We start from the raw sequence: 15431 nt of genomic DNA, 5'->3' as shown, positions 1-15431 counted from the left end.
ATAACATTATGAAATTAATTAATCCGTTTGGTCCAAAAATTGCTGTTCTTAAAATACCAAAAAATCTTATTAAAAAAATAAATGATGAATTTGAACAGATTTTATTAAGTAAAAAATTAGTTAAAAAAAGAGATTATTCAGAAAAACTTGTCGGACAAGTTAGTCAAGAGATAGAATTATCAAATAAGTTTATAGAAAAAAATTTAAAGAAATATGTAAAAAAAACTATTAACCAGTACTTATTAAAAAGTTTAAATAAAAAAACAAATAAAATTAAAATTAAAAACCTTTGGATTGTAAGGCAATTTAAAAATGACTATAACCCCATCCATTTTCATAATGGTGATATTTCAGGGGTTGGATATTTAAAAATCCCAAAAAATTTAACAAAAGGAGATAAAAAAATAAAAACTCACGGCACGATCGATTTTATCTATGGTTCAAAATCCTTCCTAAATAATAGTATTTATAATCATATTCCTAAAGAAGGAGATCTCTTATTATTTCCAAATTATTTGATGCATACAGCATATCCATTTAAAATAGATGGTGAAAGAAGGTCATTTTCTTTTAATTTAGAAATAGACAAGAAAGTATCGAGTATATTTAATGACTAAAGTTCAAAAAAATGTTTTAGGTGAAAACTTAGAAAACTGTTCAAATAATCCTTTGACAGGCTGGTATAGAGATGGATGTTGTAATACAGATGAAAATGATCACGGCATACATACTGTATGTGCTAAAGTGAATAATGAATTCTTAGAATGGTGTAAAGAGGCAGGAAACGATTTAATCACTCCGCATCCAGAATTTGGATTTCCAGGATTGAAAGATGGCGATAGTTGGTGTGTGTGTGCTGGTTGGTATGCAAAAGCTGTTGAGGCCGGAAAAGGATGTCCAATATTTTTAAAAAAAACTCATGAGAAAACTTTAAAACTTATACCAATTGAAGTTTTAAAAAAATTTGCAATAGACTTATCTTAATTACATATTTCCATACTTAGGTCCACCGCCACCCTCAGGGGTAACCCAAGTAATATTCTGTGAAGGCTCTTTGATATCACAAGTTTTACAATGAATACAATTCTGTGCGTTAATAACAAATTTATTAATATTATTTTCTTGCTGAACTTCATAAACACCCGCAGGACAGTATCTTTGTGCTGGCTCATCAAATTTCTCTAACGTATAACTTATAGGTAAATTTGGATCTTTTAACTTTAAGTGTACCGGTTGATTATCTGCATGATTTGTACCTGTTAGATAAACTGAACTTGTTTTATCAAATGTTATTACATTATCAGGTTTAGGATACTCGATTTTTGGCATAGAATTTGCTGGTTTTAGAGTTTCGTGATCGGCATGCTTGTGTTTTAAAGTAAAAGGTAATTTTCCTCTAAATAATATCTGATCTATACCAGTAAATATTATTCCAAGAATTAGCCCCCAAGAAAAGCTTGGTTTAACATTTCTTGCTTCATGTAGTTCTTTGTAGACCCAACTATTTTTAAATTTTTCTTCGTATAAAGATAAAGTTTTCTTTAAATTAAAATGATCAACAATAGTTTCAGCCGCAATCATTCCACTTTTCATTGCAGTGTGTGAACCTTTGATTTTTGGCATATTTAATGTACCTGCATCACAGCCAACCAGAAGAGCACCAGGCATATACATCTTTGGCAAACTTTGAATTCCACCTTCAATCAAAGCTCTTGCGCCATATGAAATTCTTTTTCCACCTTCTATTATTTTTTTAATTGCTGGATGAGTTTTAAACCTTTGAAATTCATCAAAAGGTGAAAGGTGTGGATTTTTATAATCTAGACCAATCACATAACCTAAAAATATTTGTTTATTTTCAGCATGATACATAAAGCTTCCACCATACGTATTGTTGTCTAAAGGCCATCCTGCTGTATGCATAACCATGCCTTCTGTATGATTTTTTTCATCTATCTCCCAAATCTCTTTAAATCCAATACCATATTGTTGTGGGTCTTTTCCCTCATTAAGATTAAATTTTTTTATTAATTCTTTACCTAAATGTCCTCTACAACCTTCTGCAAAAACAGTTACTTTTGCATGTAATTCCATACCAGGTTCGTAACTGTCTTTCTTATTGCCCTCTTTATCTAAACCCATATCTTGGGTTGCAATACCTTTAACTGATCCATCTTCATTGTACAAAACTTCACTCGCGGGAAAACCAGGAAAAATTTCAACACCTAGTGCTTCTGCTTGTTCTCCCAACCATCTGCACAGATTTGCAAGACTTATGATATAATTTTTATGATTTTGTTGAACTTTAGGAAGTAACCAGGTTGGCCAACTTAAAGATTTTTTTTTTCCTAAAAATAAAAATTTTTCTTTAGTAACTTTTGTTTTAATTGGTGAGTTTAATTCTTTCCAATTTGGCAACAGCTCATCTAAGGCACGTGTTTCAAACACATTGCCTGATAAAATATGGGCACCAATTTCAGATGCTTTCTCGAGTAAGCAGACATTTATATCTGGATTTAACTGCTTTAACTTTATTGCAGTTGAAAGTCCTGATGGTCCGCCCCCTACGATTACCACATCGTATTCCATCACTTCTCTGGACATAATAATATTTTATTACAGTATTTGTTATTTTTGTATAGTGTTTAATTTGTTCAGTTCTGACAGAAACTGTGGAAGGGCCTCGAATAAATCTGCCTCTAATCCGTAATCTGCAACACTAAAAATTGGAGCTTCGCCATCTTTATTTATAGCGACAATTACTTTGCTCTCTTTCATTCCGGCTAGATGTTGAATAGCGCCAGATATACCAACTGCAATATATAAATCTGGTACAACTACTTTTCCAGTTTGTCCTACTTGATGGTCGTTAGTAATATAACCGGCATCAACTGCAGCACGTGATGCACCTATTGCAGCATTGAGTTTATCAGCAACTTGTTGAATAAGTTTGAAATTTTCTCCACTTTGCATACCTCTTCCACCTGATACTACCACTCTAGCTGTTCCTAATTCAGGTCGATCAGATTTAATCTCTTCTCTTTTTACGAATTGAGTTGTCTCTGTTTTATCAGCTGCATCAGCTTTTACTATTTCAGCGGAACCACCTGTTGAGGGTGCAGGATCAAAGGAAGTTGGTCTTATTGTTATGCATTTCTTTGGATCGTTGCTTTTAACGGTTGCAAAAGCATTTCCAGCATAAATTGGTCTTAGAAATGTATCTGACGATATGACTTTAATAATGTCGCTTACTTGTGATGTATCAAGCAAAGCTGCAACTCTTGGCATTAAATTTTTTCCAAAAGTATTTGCTGAACAAACTATATGTGAATAGCTATCAGCTTGTTTAATGATTGCAGATGTAAAATTTTCTGCAATATAATTTTCATAAATTTCATTATCAACTTGAATTACTTTTTTTACACTTGGAACTTGTGAAATAGACTTTGCAACTTCATCTGCATTATATCCAATCACCAAAACATGAAGATCTTGATCAATTTGTGAAGCTGCTGTTATAGCGTTGTAAGTAAAAGGTTTAACCTCTTTATTGTTATGTTCTGCAATTAATAAAACTGACATTATATTACTTTAGCCTCATTTTTTAATTTTTGTACTAATTCTTCGACATTTGCGACTTTAATGCCCGCTTTTCTTTTAGGAGGTTCCTCTACCTTAATTTGTTCAATTCTTGGACTTGTATCAATACCTAAATCTGATGCATTAATTTGCTCTATTGGTTTTTTCTTTGCTTTCATAATGTTTGGTAAAGATGCGTATCTAGGTTCATTTAATCTTAGATCACATGTTACAATAGCAGGCACATTTACTTCAATTGTTTCTAAACCTTCATCCACTTCTCTTGTAACTTCCAAAGATTTTTCTTTGACTTCAATTTTAGATGCAAACGTTGCTTGTGGCCAATTTAAAAGAGCAGCGAGCATTTGTCCTGTTTGATTACAATCATCATCGATTGCTTGTTTGCCCATAAAAACTAAATCAGGCTTTTCTTTTTCAACAACTTTCTGTAAAATTTTTGAAACTGCTAATGGTTCAATTATTCCATCAACTTTAACATGAATTCCTCTATCTGCTCCTACTGCTAAAGCTTTTCTAACTGTCTCTTGTGCTTTCTCCTCACCTACTGTTATTGCAACTATTTCTGTAGCTTTGCCAGCCTCTTTTATTTTAACAGCCTCTTCAACCGCATTATCATCAGGCGGATTAGTTGACATTTTTACGTTATCAGTAACGACACCACTACCATCTTCTTTAACTCTTATTTGAACGTTATAATCTATTACTCTTTTTACAGCGACTAATATTTTCATTATGCTCTTAATAAATTATTTTCAGGATCATAAGGACTTTCTTCAAGAACAGTTGCTTCATGCATTTTACCTAAAATATCTATTTTAAGTTTTTGTCCAACATTTCCAAGTTCTGGCTTCACCATCGCTAAAGCAATGGACTTATCCAATCTAAATCCAAAGTCACCACCAGTTGCTCTTCCTATAACACTCCCATTTTCATAAACAGGGTTATTGCCTAAAACATCTGCATCTGTTGTATTGTGAACTTCCATTGTTATCAATTTATTATTAAAACCTTTTTCTCTCCATTGGTTTAAAGCCTCTAAGCCTATAAACTTTCCTTTATTTGGATGAACAAAACGATCCAAACCACTTTCGTAAGGTGAATATTCAATAGACAGTTCTGTTCCAACCAATTTATAAGATTTTTCAACTCTTAAACTATTCATTGCTCTTATTCCGTATGGTTTGATACCTAGATCTTGTCCTGCCTCCATTAATTTATCAAAGATGTGATTTTGATACTCAATTGGATGATGTAGCTCCCAGCCAAGTTCACCTACAAAATTTACCCTCATTGCATTAACAGGCGCATAACCAATATCAACCATTTTTGCACTTAACCATTTAAAGTTTTCGTTTGAAAAGTCATCTGTAGAAACTCTTTGCATTAACTCTCTTGCTTTTGGACCAGAAACCACAAGAACCCCATTGCTGTTAGTTAAATTTTCAAACTGTACCGATCCATCTTTTGGCATCCATCTATGTATCCAGTCATGATCTAATCTTTGAAAAGCTCCAGCAGATACAAGATAAAAACTATCTTCAGCCTCTCTCATAATTGTAAACTCAGAGTGAACGCCGCCTTTAGTATTTAGAGCGTGACAAAGATTTATTCTTCCTATTTTTTTTGGAAGTTTATTTGCTACTAAATTGTCTAAAAATTCTTCAGCTCCAGGGCCTTTAATTCTACATTTTGCAAAGGCAGTCATGTCTAATAAACCAACATTTTGCTTTACATTTTTGCACTCTTTCTTAATTGCTTCAAACCACTTTGATCTTCTAAAAGACCAATCATCTTTTTGTTCCATGCCATCAGTTGCAAAAAAGTTTGGTCTTTCCCATCCAAATTTTTGACCAAATACTGCCCCTAAATTTTTCATTCTGTCGTAACACGGTGCTGTTCTTAAAGGTCTTGCTGCACCTCTTTCTTCATCAGGATAATGAATAATAAATACATTTCTATATGCTTCTTCATTTTTTTCTTTAAGATAGGATTTTGAACAATAATCCCCATATCTTCTTGGTTCTACTCCAAGCATATCAATAGTTGGTTCGCCGTCTACAATCCATTCTGCTAATTGCCAGCCAGCACCACCTGCTGCTGTTATTCCAAAACTATGACCTTCATTAATCCAGAAATTTTTTAATCCCCAGGCAGGTCCAACAATAGGGTTTCCATCTGGAGTATAACATATTGCGCCGTTGTAAACTTTTTTTACTCCAACTTCACCAAAAGCTGGGACTCTATGAATTGCACCTTCAATGTGTGGGGCTAGTCTATCTAAATCTTCTTGGAATAGTTCGTACTCAGAATCTTTTGAAGGTCCATCTACATAACAACATGGTGCACCATCTTCGTAAGGACCTAGAATTAATCCTCCTGCTTCTTCTCTCATATACCATCTGCTATCGCTATCTCTTAAAACTCCCATTTCTGGAAGTCCTTCTTTTTTTCTTTTTTGAATTTCAGGATGTGGTTCTGTAACAATGTATTGATGTTCAACTGGTATAACAGGAATATCTAAACCTACCATTTTTCCAGTTTGTCTTGCAAAATTTCCTGAGCAAGAAATAATATGTTCGCATTCAATAGTCCCTTTATCAGTTTCAACAACCCAGCCATCTTTAGTTTGTTTCATTCCAACAACACTTGTATTTCTATAAATTTCCGCACCTCTATTTCTTGCGCCTGTTGCTAAAGCTTGAGTTAGATCTGCTGGTTGAATGTATCCATCTTCTGGGTGTTGTATTGCTCCAACTAAATCTGAAGTGTTACACAAAGGCCAAATTTCTTTTACTTGATCTGGAGTTAAAAATTTTACATCGACACCGATTGTTTGAGCAACTCCTGCATATTGATGATACTCATCCATTCTATCTTTAGTGCTGGCTAATCTGATATTTGAAACAACGCTGAAACCAACATTCTTTCCTGTTTCTTCTTCTAATGTTTTATAAAGATTGACAGCATATTTATGTAATTGTCCTACTGAATAGCTCATGTTGAATAAAGGAAGAAGACCAGCTGCATGCCATGTTGAACCTGAGGTTAATTCTTTCCTCTCGATTAAGACTACGTCTGACCAACCTTTTTTTGCTAAATGATAAAGTGCACTTACTCCAACTACACCACCACCAACAATAACAACTTTTGCTTTTGATTTCATTTAGCGATTCCTACTAAATTTTCAAATTGAACGAAACAAAATTCTATTCATCATCATCTGCGTCACGCCATCCCAATATATACATCAAGTATGCGGCCACAGACACAGAAATCACTCCAACAACCATACCTATATTGATGCCGACCTCACTCCCAAAAAAGTACCAACCTAATTGAGTTGATGAAATTGGCGGAAAACACAAAACAAACATCACAATTGCGTATTTTATGTACATAGGAAGCTTTTTCATTTTATTAAATGGACGATCCTAAATTATAAGGTTGTGAAACAGCGGTAGTTAACCAACAATCTTTGGTAGGGCCATCGATGGTATTTTTTTCAACCTGCCATTTAAACTTAAAGTAGTTCTTATCTGAACCTAAAATGGTGACTTCAAATGTTGCTACCTCATCATTTTTAAATATTTCAACAACTTTATTTTCTTTATGGTTTAGCATCATTGAAAATGAATCTCCTTTTAGCATTGTTTTAAATCTTTCTATTGGACCTGTGTATCTCTGGTTATTTGGGTGAGCAAATTCCCAAGTTTGTAAAATTCCTCTATCTTTATAAGGACTATCATTCTTCATTAGGGCGTTAAGCTGAATTTTAACAACTTCTTTAGGTGAAATATTTATATTTGGTTTTAATACATCGCTATGTGAATTACTTAAAATAATAAAGTTAAAAAAAATAAAAAATAAAAATATTTTTAAATAATTTTTGTTCATTAAATTTTTCTAAATAATCTTTCATATTCTACTTTGATACATTTGTTAGAGATATAATAAATTTTATTTTCAGAAATTAATTTTGCCGCACTTTCATTATGAATCCCTAATTGGCACCAAAATACATTTGCACCAATCTTTATTGACTGTTTTGCAATTTCAATTGTTTCCTCACTTGGTCTAAAAACATTTACTATTCCAACATGATCATCAATTTCCTCTAAATTATTGTAAACTTTTTCACCATTAATGATTTTATTATCTGTATGTGGATTTATTGGAAAAACTTTATAACCTGTATTTCTTAAAAACTTCATAATTCTATTAGAAGCTTTGTTAATATCTGCACTTACTCCAACTATTGCAATAGTTCTATAACTTACAAATAATTCTTTTATTTTATCATCTACTAGACTGTTATTCATTAAGCTTGCTATTTTAATTTTTAAGTACTGGAAATACAGGATTAGATTTTAAAAAAATCTTTTGATAATCTTGTTTAATACATCTATTTGAAACGAATTTTATATTTGCTTCGTTAATTATTTTCTCCGCATCATCACTGTGAATTCCATACTGAAGCCAAAAAACTTTTACTTTTTTTTTGATTGCTTCTTTTGCGATGTTTAGTGCCTCCTTAGATGGTCTAAAGACATCAAGAATATCAATTTCTTCTTCAATGTCATCTAAACTTCCTATGACAGTTTCACCATTAATAGTTTCACCAATTGCAAAAGGATTAATTGGATAAACTTTATAACCGAAATCTTGCATATATTTCATTACAACATTTGCAGGTTTTCTTTTTAAATTATTTTTGTCTTCCCCTTTTTTCTCTGAACTCACCCCAATCATCGCAATAGTTTTTGAATTTTTCAAAACTTCTTTTATTTGAGTTTCGTTCATTGTTTTATTTATTTTTCCATTTAGGTTTTCTTTTTTCTAAGAATGCAGATATTCCCTCTTTTGCATCTTGTGCCATCATATTTAATGTCATCATTTTACTTGTAAATTGATAAGCTTTTTTTAATGGCATCTCTAATTGTTTATAAAACGCTTTTTTTCCAATTTTAATCGTTAGATTTGATTTTGACGCAATTACATTTGCTAATTTTAAAACTTCTTTGTTTAATTTATTATTTGGGAAATGATCATTTATTAATCCAATTTCCTTTGCAAAATTTGCCTTGATAGGCTCTCCTGTTAAGAGCATCTTCATCATATGTTTTCTATTAATTTTTCTACTAACGGCCACCATTGGAGTGCTGCAAAACAAACCGATGTTAACTCCAGGTGTTGCAAATACAGCTGAATTTGAACTGTATGCAAGATCACAGCTTGCAACCAACTGACAACCAGCTGCATAAGCGGCTCCATGCACCTTTGCTATCACTGGTTTGTTGCCTTCAACTATCTGTAACATTAACTTTGAACATAAATTAAAAAGTTTTTGATGATTAGATCTGTTCTTATGACCCCTTACTTCTTTTAAGTTATGACCTGCACTAAATCCATTTCCAGCACCTTCAAGAATAATTACTTTTGTATTCTTATCCTTATCTAATTTCTTAAATGCTTTAATCAAATCCCCTAAGGTCTTATATGAAAGAGAATTATAAGTTTTAGGATCATTAATAATTACGCTTTTAATGCCATTATTTAAACTTTTGATAATTACATTCATTATTTTAAACTATTTAAGTTCTCCATCTTCTCTCATCTTAGCTCTAATTTTGGTTGCAGAGATTTTTTGTATCTCTTCTGAAAGTTCAATCTCCTCAATCTTATAACCTACTCCTCTGCCATAACAAATGTTTGTAATATTTGGGACAAGCATTATTTTAAATCTTCCTTCAAATTCTGGTTTAAGTCTTTCCTCAATCTTTTTTTTCACAGTTTCAAAATCAAACGGATTATCATCAACTCCTTGAACATCTCTAATTTGGATACAAACTTGACCTGTTTTTTTTATAATTTCTTTGAACAAAGTATAATGTCCATCATGAAAAGGTTGCCACCTTCCTAGCATTTGTGCTGTTGGCTTTTTGTTATCCCACTGGTAAGTCATTTTTTTATCTCCTCTACTATTTTAGGTGCCCATTTTTTTGCATCTTGAGTTGTAACATGAAAATCAAAATTTTTAGGTTTTACAAACATTTGATTTGTATCTTCAAATCTACCTTTTTGAATTGTATCTACCCATACTCTAAAGTCTGCTGGAAACAAATTTCTAGCCTCAGGTGTTGGTGCAACAAAATCAGCTATTACGAAATTACCTTTTGACTTAAGTTTTAATGCAAATTCAGCCATTCTTTTTGCTTGTCTAACTCTTCCTTCCTCAGAAAAATCCCAATCATCAGCAGCTTTTCTTACTTCATCAGCATTAAGTCTTTTTGCATTTAATAAAGGAGCCATCTCATTCGCAAGAGTTGTTTTGCCTGCTCCCGGCAGACCCATGACTAATATAATTTTCATTTAATTTTTTTTGATTATTAAATATCTTCTAACGGATGATGGGACATTAATTCAAGTCCATTCTCTCCAACTAAATATTGCTGCTCAAGTTTAACGCCCTCTTTGCCACCAACTTTTCCTATGTAACTTTCAACAGTAATGGTCATATTTTTAAGAAATCTACCACTTTTATCTCCACCATCAGTTGGATACCTTATTGAAGGCCATTCATCACACAATCCTATTCCATGAACCATAACTGAATATCTATTGCCGTAATATTCCTCAGGTAATTTCCATGATTTTTCTGTAAACTCTTCAAAAGACATATCCGCTTTTATTAAATTAGAATTATGATTAATTTGTTCTAAAGACATAGAATAAAGCTCTTTTTGATTATTATTAAAATCATTTCCACATACAAATGTTCTAGATATATCTGCGCAATATCCATAAGGACCAACCATATCTGTGTCAAAAGAAACAATCTCTCCTTGTTGAATTATTTTATTGCTGCTTTCTTGCATCCACGGATTGGTTCTTTCGCCAGATGATAAAATTCTACACTCAATCCACTCACCACAATTTTCTATGTTTGTTTTATGAAGTATTGACCATAACTCGTCCTCAGTCATACCTGCTTTAAGCTCTTCTCTCATTTTACTTACACCAATTTCTGCAACTTCTATTGCTGCTCTCATACATTTTAATTCCTCAGATGATTTAATAACTCTTGCTTGCTCCAATATTGATTTTGCATCTACTACTTCTATGCCACATTTATTTAATTCAGTAACCGCTGGGCCATTTAAAACGTCGATTGCGATTTTTTTTGATTTAAAAAACTTATTTGAAAGATCTTTAATCTCTGTGATCCATTTTTTTAATTGTAAACTAGCTTGATCTCCATGGGCGAAATAATCCCAAGTTATTGCAGGTCTAATTTCATCAATTAAATTTAAATGCTCGGATAATTTTTCACAATTAAAATATTCATAGAGTATTGTTGGTCCATCCACTGGAATAAAACAATATCTAGAAAGATTGTGCATGTTGAAAACACTCATATTTACCGTATCTAATGCATAACGGACATTGACCGGATCAAATAAAATGCATGCTTCTAAATTATTTTTTATTAATTCTTTCTTAACTCTATCAAGTCGATAACTTCTTAATTTTTCAAAGTTAATTTCATCTTCTCTAATCCTTTTTTTAGAAAGAAAGTTTGTAAAAGTTTTATATTCTGGATTTATTTTTCTACTAAATTTCATTGAGCTATATTTGTTGCGACCCATTTGTGGAAATGATGTGTCGGGTTATCCATCGCAGGAGAAAAATTTCCTCCATTATAAACATTGGACTTTCTACCTATTTGCATCCCTTGTATAATATCAACGTCCTCTTTTTGTATATCTTCCCAAAGTTTAAAGTTTTGTTTTCTCAAAGATTTAAACTTTTTCGAATTTGCTGCATTATCACCTACATAATATATTTCCATATGCTCCAAAGTTAAATCGTTACTTTTTGGCTCTAACCAATATGCATAAAAATGATCTTTATGAATGCCAAGCATAACATTTGGGAATAATGCAACGTATTCTGCTATATTTTCCTTATTTTTTGGCCAATTTGGAAAACATGGAAATTTCTCTTTTCCTTTAAGTCTTGGATTATAAACAACAGTTCCTTGACCTGCAAAACGATTAGGTAGCCCTTGTATGTGGTAATGATCCTCAATTTTAGAATAAGAATTTAAACCAGGGTGAACCCAAGGAAGATGATAACTTTCACAGTAATTTTCAATTGCAAACTTCCAATTACACTTAGCTTCTAATTTAAAATATCCATAATCATTTGAATGTTTGATCATATCTCTATCAGAATTTTTCCAAAATTTACTCCATCGATCACTTAAAGGTTTTATGTATTTATCAAAAGGCATTTCATTATTGCTAATATTAACCATAATTAAATCTAACCAAATATAAGATCTTATTTCTTTTAGATTGCTCTTTGATTTATTAAATTGCGGATGAGTGTGTTTATTCATACCACCAATGTGAGGTGTTGCTATAAGCTCCCCATCAAAATTATATGACCATGAATGATAAGGGCATCTAATAACATTTTTAATTTTACCTTCTTTATGAACAAGTTTTACTCCTCTATGACTACAGATATTATGAAAAACTTTTATTTTATTTTGTTTATTTCTAATTATTAATAAGGGTAGATCTAACAAATCATAAGGTTTGGCGTCACCTATGTTTGGAAGTGAACTTGCAACACCAATCGCAACCCATTTATCTTCAAAAAGTTTTTTTCTCTCTATTAAGGTATAATCTTTATTTGTGTAACACTCATTAGGCAAACCATGAGCTTTTGAAATAGGTTTAGTTACAACATCTAATTTTTTTTTGTCTATAATATTGTATAATTCAGACATAATTAAATGACTTCATAAAGCCCTAACCATGCATTAACATCTTTGCTTGCAATATAATTAGATTTAAAGAATTCGATCTCACGCCATTTATTATTATTGTTTAACTCATTTATTTTTTTATCAAATCCGTATTCTTCGTGAATACCCTCATTTATTGTGAAACAAATGTACCCTCCTGGTTTTGTAATTCTTATAAATTCATCCAGTGCGGGAGGTTTTACATGACCAAAAGTAAAAGTGCCAACGCATAGAACTGCATCGTATGTATTATCTTCCTCTTCTATTTTTTTATTTAAGTCTACTTGATCTAATTTTTTATACAGATTAACTGGGACTAAATCTAATAATTTTCTTGAAAGGTCTGCACCATAAAAATTTGTAAAACCATATTTTTTAAGTTCAACGCCAACCAAACCAGTACCGCAACCTGCATCATAAATTTTAGCATCTTTATTTTTTTCATACTTAATAAAAACTTCAGAGGTTTCTTTGGGTCCAGTATAGTTCCAATCAACCATGTCTTGATCGTATTTATTATTCTTACCCCACTCATCATAGTACTCCATGACTTCATCTGTTTTTTTTAATTTATAAATCGGTACTTTGTTACCAACGTCTTTTTGTGCCATTAGCTTCTCATTTTCTGTCCGCTTGGATCATAAAGAGGCTCTTTAATTATCGAACAATTAAATAAATCTCCATTGATCTCAACTTGGATCTTATTTTCCGATTTAATTTTATTTTGATCAATAAAAGTAAAAGCAACACTTTTATTTACAAAGTGTGCAAACCCACCTGATGTTACATAACCTATACTTTGATCTCCATTCATCACGGCTTCATTGTTTGTTACATCAATATCATTTGTTTCAACAATTAATGGAGTAAGTTTATTAGAACTGTTTTCTGATTTTGCTTTTCCTTTTCCAATAAAATCTTTATCCCAATTTATAAACATATCTAAACCTGTTTCTTTTGCTGTAAAATCAGGCCTATAATCTAAAGTCCATGCTCCCCAATTTTTCTCCAATCTCATTGACATTAGAGCTCTTCCTCCAAAGGGTTTAATATTAAACTCTTTTCCAGCTTCCATTAATTCTTCATAAAGTTTTATTTGATAGTGTGGCGCGACATAAATTTCGTAACCAAGTTCACCTGTAAATGAAATTCGGTTTATTATTGCAGGTACGCCACCAACAAACATTCTTCGAGAGTCTCTGAATTTGAATTTTTCATTGGATACATCGTCTCTTACTATTTTTTCCAATACTTTTCTTGAATTTGGACCAGCTATAGATATGCCGTGGAATTCATCAGATCTATTTTTGTAAATAACATCAAATTTATCCAAGTGACTTTCAAACCAACGTCTATGCATTTCTTGGGCTGCACCAGATCCAAAAACCATAAATTCATTTTCATCAAAACAGGCAACTGTTAAATCTCCACATAATTTTCCTCTATAAGACAACATTGGAGACAAGGATATTCTCCCAGGTTTTGGAAGTTTACCTGCCATTACGTGATCTAAAAATTTTCTTGCATCAGTTCCTTTAAATTCATGTTTTGAAAAATTAGCTACTTCTATTAAGCCTACATTCTCTCTTACATTAATAACTTCTCTCGAAACATAATCATGTGACCTAGATCTTTTTATAGTTGGTTCCTCGTGCGCATCTTCTTTACTATTAGCAAACCACAAAACATTTTCTAAACCAAAACTATCTCCCATAACTGCACCCTGATTTACAAATCTATCATAGAGAGCTGTGGTTTTTTGCTTTCTACCTTTAGGTAAGGTTTCATTTGGAAATGTCATTATGAATCTTCTCTCATAATTTTCAGATGATTTTATTGTTCCATATTGTGGTGATGCGTAATCTCCAAATCTTGCAACATCCATTGCCCAAACATCTATCGATGGTTCTCCATCAATTATCCATTCAGCAATACATTTTCCAACTCCTCCTCCTTGACAAAATCCAGCCATAACACCTACAGCTACCCAGTAATTTTTCATTCCTGGCACAGGACCAATTAGTGGAGATCCATCTGGTCCAAAAGTAAATGGTCCATTAACAATATTTTTTATTCCTGCTTTCTCTAATGCAGGCATTCTTTCAAAACCTATTGCCAATCTATCTTCAATGTTATCTAACTTTGGTTCTAATAACTCATGACCAAAATTCATTGGCGTTCCTTCAACTTTCCAAGGAGTTGATTTAGGTTCATATGTTCCAAGAAGCATTCCTTTTGCTTCTTGTCTAAAATAAATATTCCCTTCAAAGTCAGTACCTATTGGTAGTCTTTGATCACCCATTGCCTCTATTTCTGGAATTGCCTCAGTAATCAAATAATGATGTTCCATTGGTTGAACTGGTAGATTTATTCCAGCAAGTTGACCGACTTCTCTTGCCCATAATCCTCCAGCGTTAATTACTATTTCAGCATTGATATTGCCTTTCTCGGTTATTACATCCCAAGTTCCATCTTCTTTTTGTTTTGTATCTTTAACCACAGTGTGGGTGAAATATTTTCCTCCATGAACTTTTGCTGCTTTTGCAAAAGCGTAAGTTACTCCCGATGGATCAACTTCTCCATCAATTGGATCCCACAATGCTAAAAGATATCTAGAGGGGTCAATTAAAGGGTGTTTTTTTTTAACTTCCTCAAGAGATATAAATTCCTGATCTAAGCCCATATATCTTGCTTTCGATCTCTCTCTTTTTAAGTAATCGGCCCAAACTTCATTTGATGCTAGATAAAATCCTCCACTAGGTTTGAAACCTACTGAATGACCAGATTCCTTCTCAATATCTTTATAAAGCCCAATTGTATAAGCCATCATTCTTGAAATATTTGGATCTGAGGAAATTACATGCACATTTCCTGCTGCATGCCAGGAAGAACCAGATGTAAGTTCATTTCTCTCAAGAAGAATGCAATCCTTAAGACCAAATTTAGATAAATGATAAAGAATTGAGCAGCCAACAACGCCACCACCAATGATAACTACTTTTGCGTGATTTTGCAT

17 protein-coding genes are annotated in these 15431 nt (G+C 32.4%); 2 read left to right on the top strand and 15 right to left on the bottom strand.

The features are described from left to right. Positions 1-8: 8 nt before the first annotated feature. Together B8063_RS05645 and B8063_RS05640 are read left to right on the top strand one after the other, a co-directional pair. Positions 9-617: a putative 2OG-Fe(II) oxygenase gene (locus B8063_RS05645; protein ID WP_085070307.1), complete on the top strand. Its 609-nt coding sequence runs from the start codon at positions 9-11 to the stop codon at positions 615-617. Further along, entirely contained in the window at positions 610-984 is a 375-nt protein-coding gene (locus tag B8063_RS05640) for a DUF2237 family protein (RefSeq protein WP_085070305.1), read from the top strand. Before B8063_RS05645 ends, B8063_RS05640 begins: the two co-directional genes overlap by 8 nt. Here B8063_RS05640 and B8063_RS05635 read toward each other — a convergent pair whose 3' ends face one another. The 15 genes from B8063_RS05635 to B8063_RS05565 are packed head-to-tail and all read right to left on the bottom strand — an operon-like array spanning position 985 to position 15431. Then, entirely contained in the window at positions 985-2604 is a 1620-nt protein-coding gene (locus B8063_RS05635; protein ID WP_085070302.1) for an electron transfer flavoprotein-ubiquinone oxidoreductase, read from the bottom strand. It abuts the gene before it with no gap. Positions 2605-2628: 24 nt separating this feature from the next. Next, positions 2629-3582 (bottom strand): electron transfer flavoprotein subunit alpha/FixB family protein, encoded by a 954-nt coding sequence (locus tag B8063_RS05630; RefSeq protein WP_085070300.1) that lies wholly within the window; start codon positions 3580-3582, stop codon positions 2629-2631. Next, positions 3582-4331, bottom strand: coding sequence for an electron transfer flavoprotein subunit beta/FixA family protein (locus B8063_RS05625; protein WP_075521106.1), 750 nt, complete (start codon positions 4329-4331; stop codon positions 3582-3584). Before B8063_RS05625 ends, B8063_RS05630 begins: the two co-directional genes overlap by 1 nt. Next, positions 4331-6763, bottom strand: a complete 2433-nt coding sequence (locus tag B8063_RS05620; RefSeq protein ID WP_085070298.1) for a GcvT family protein — start codon at positions 6761-6763, stop codon at positions 4331-4333. Before B8063_RS05620 ends, B8063_RS05625 begins: the two co-directional genes overlap by 1 nt. Positions 6764-6806: 43 nt before the next feature. After that, a complete protein-coding gene (locus B8063_RS05615) occupies positions 6807-6998 on the bottom strand; it encodes a hypothetical protein (protein ID WP_232311385.1) in 192 nt (63 codons plus the stop codon). A gap of 19 nt (positions 6999-7017) precedes the next feature. Next, on the bottom strand, positions 7018-7494 hold the full coding sequence (locus B8063_RS05610) for a DUF4864 domain-containing protein (RefSeq protein WP_085070296.1): 477 nt from the start codon (positions 7492-7494) through the stop codon (positions 7018-7020). Next, the gene (locus tag B8063_RS05605) at positions 7494-7919 is read right to left on the bottom strand and encodes a CoA-binding protein (RefSeq protein ID WP_085070292.1); all 426 of its coding nucleotides are present in this window, start codon (positions 7917-7919) and stop codon (positions 7494-7496) included. The genes B8063_RS05610 and B8063_RS05605 overlap by 1 nt, the downstream gene beginning before the upstream one ends. A 13-nt stretch (positions 7920-7932) precedes the next feature. Beyond that, a complete protein-coding gene (locus B8063_RS05600) occupies positions 7933-8400 on the bottom strand; it encodes a CoA-binding protein (protein WP_075521111.1) in 468 nt (155 codons plus the stop codon). Between the two features lie 4 nt (positions 8401-8404). Beyond that, on the bottom strand, positions 8405-9178 hold the full coding sequence (locus tag B8063_RS05595) for an enoyl-CoA hydratase (protein WP_085070290.1): 774 nt from the start codon (positions 9176-9178) through the stop codon (positions 8405-8407). Positions 9179-9187: 9 nt separating this feature from the next. After that, complete coding sequence (locus tag B8063_RS05590) at positions 9188-9562, bottom strand: cytidyltransferase (protein WP_085070288.1); 375 nt, start codon at positions 9560-9562, stop codon at positions 9188-9190. Further along, positions 9559-9969 carry an AAA family ATPase gene (locus B8063_RS05585; protein ID WP_085070286.1) on the bottom strand — a complete coding sequence of 137 codons (411 nt, stop codon included), beginning with the start codon at positions 9967-9969 and terminating at the stop codon, positions 9559-9561. The genes B8063_RS05590 and B8063_RS05585 overlap by 4 nt, the downstream gene beginning before the upstream one ends. Positions 9970-9986: 17 nt before the next feature. Continuing rightward, complete coding sequence (locus tag B8063_RS05580; protein WP_085070284.1) at positions 9987-11222, bottom strand: M24 family metallopeptidase; 1236 nt, start codon at positions 11220-11222, stop codon at positions 9987-9989. Continuing rightward, positions 11219-12397 (bottom strand): aromatic ring-hydroxylating oxygenase subunit alpha, encoded by a 1179-nt coding sequence (locus tag B8063_RS05575; RefSeq protein WP_085070282.1) that lies wholly within the window; start codon positions 12395-12397, stop codon positions 11219-11221. Before B8063_RS05575 ends, B8063_RS05580 begins: the two co-directional genes overlap by 4 nt. Before the next feature lie 2 nt (positions 12398-12399). After that, on the bottom strand, positions 12400-13026 hold the full coding sequence (locus B8063_RS05570; RefSeq protein WP_085070280.1) for a class I SAM-dependent DNA methyltransferase: 627 nt from the start codon (positions 13024-13026) through the stop codon (positions 12400-12402). Further along, entirely contained in the window at positions 13026-15431 is a 2406-nt protein-coding gene (locus B8063_RS05565; protein WP_085070278.1) for a GcvT family protein, read from the bottom strand. Before B8063_RS05565 ends, B8063_RS05570 begins: the two co-directional genes overlap by 1 nt.

Source organism: Candidatus Pelagibacter sp. RS40, assembly GCF_002101295.1.
Taxonomy (GTDB): domain Bacteria; phylum Pseudomonadota; class Alphaproteobacteria; order Pelagibacterales; family Pelagibacteraceae; genus Pelagibacter.
The sequence above is the reverse complement of the archived record's forward strand: the minus strand, read 5'-3'. Positions and strand labels throughout refer to the sequence as shown.

Bases quoted from the DNA above. Each gene is read 5' to 3' on its own strand.
- B8063_RS05645 (WP_085070307.1), top strand. From the start codon at position 9: ATGAAATTAATTAATCCGTTTGGTCCAAAAATTGCTGTTCTTAAAATA.
- B8063_RS05640 (WP_085070305.1), top strand. From the start codon at position 610: ATGACTAAAGTTCAAAAAAATGTTTTAGGTGAAAACTTAGAAAACTGT.
- B8063_RS05635 (WP_085070302.1), bottom strand. From the start codon at position 2,604: ATGTCCAGAGAAGTGATGGAATACGATGTGGTAATCGTAGGGGGCGGA.
- B8063_RS05630 (WP_085070300.1), bottom strand. From the start codon at position 3,582: ATGTCAGTTTTATTAATTGCAGAACATAACAATAAAGAGGTTAAACCT.
- B8063_RS05625 (WP_075521106.1), bottom strand. From the start codon at position 4,331: ATGAAAATATTAGTCGCTGTAAAAAGAGTAATAGATTATAACGTTCAA.
- B8063_RS05620 (WP_085070298.1), bottom strand. From the start codon at position 6,763: ATGAAATCAAAAGCAAAAGTTGTTATTGTTGGTGGTGGTGTAGTTGGA.
- B8063_RS05615 (WP_232311385.1), bottom strand. From the start codon at position 6,998: ATGTACATAAAATACGCAATTGTGATGTTTGTTTTGTGTTTTCCGCCA.
- B8063_RS05610 (WP_085070296.1), bottom strand. From the start codon at position 7,494: ATGAACAAAAATTATTTAAAAATATTTTTATTTTTTATTTTTTTTAAC.
- B8063_RS05605 (WP_085070292.1), bottom strand. From the start codon at position 7,919: ATGAATAACAGTCTAGTAGATGATAAAATAAAAGAATTATTTGTAAGT.
- B8063_RS05600 (WP_075521111.1), bottom strand. From the start codon at position 8,400: ATGAACGAAACTCAAATAAAAGAAGTTTTGAAAAATTCAAAAACTATT.
- B8063_RS05595 (WP_085070290.1), bottom strand. From the start codon at position 9,178: ATGAATGTAATTATCAAAAGTTTAAATAATGGCATTAAAAGCGTAATT.
- B8063_RS05590 (WP_085070288.1), bottom strand. From the start codon at position 9,562: ATGACTTACCAGTGGGATAACAAAAAGCCAACAGCACAAATGCTAGGA.
- B8063_RS05585 (WP_085070286.1), bottom strand. From the start codon at position 9,969: ATGAAAATTATATTAGTCATGGGTCTGCCGGGAGCAGGCAAAACAACT.
- B8063_RS05580 (WP_085070284.1), bottom strand. From the start codon at position 11,222: ATGAAATTTAGTAGAAAAATAAATCCAGAATATAAAACTTTTACAAAC.
- B8063_RS05575 (WP_085070282.1), bottom strand. From the start codon at position 12,397: ATGTCTGAATTATACAATATTATAGACAAAAAAAAATTAGATGTTGTA.
- B8063_RS05570 (WP_085070280.1), bottom strand. From the start codon at position 13,026: ATGGCACAAAAAGACGTTGGTAACAAAGTACCGATTTATAAATTAAAA.
- B8063_RS05565 (WP_085070278.1), bottom strand. From the start codon at position 15,431: ATGCAAAATCACGCAAAAGTAGTTATCATTGGTGGTGGCGTTGTTGGC.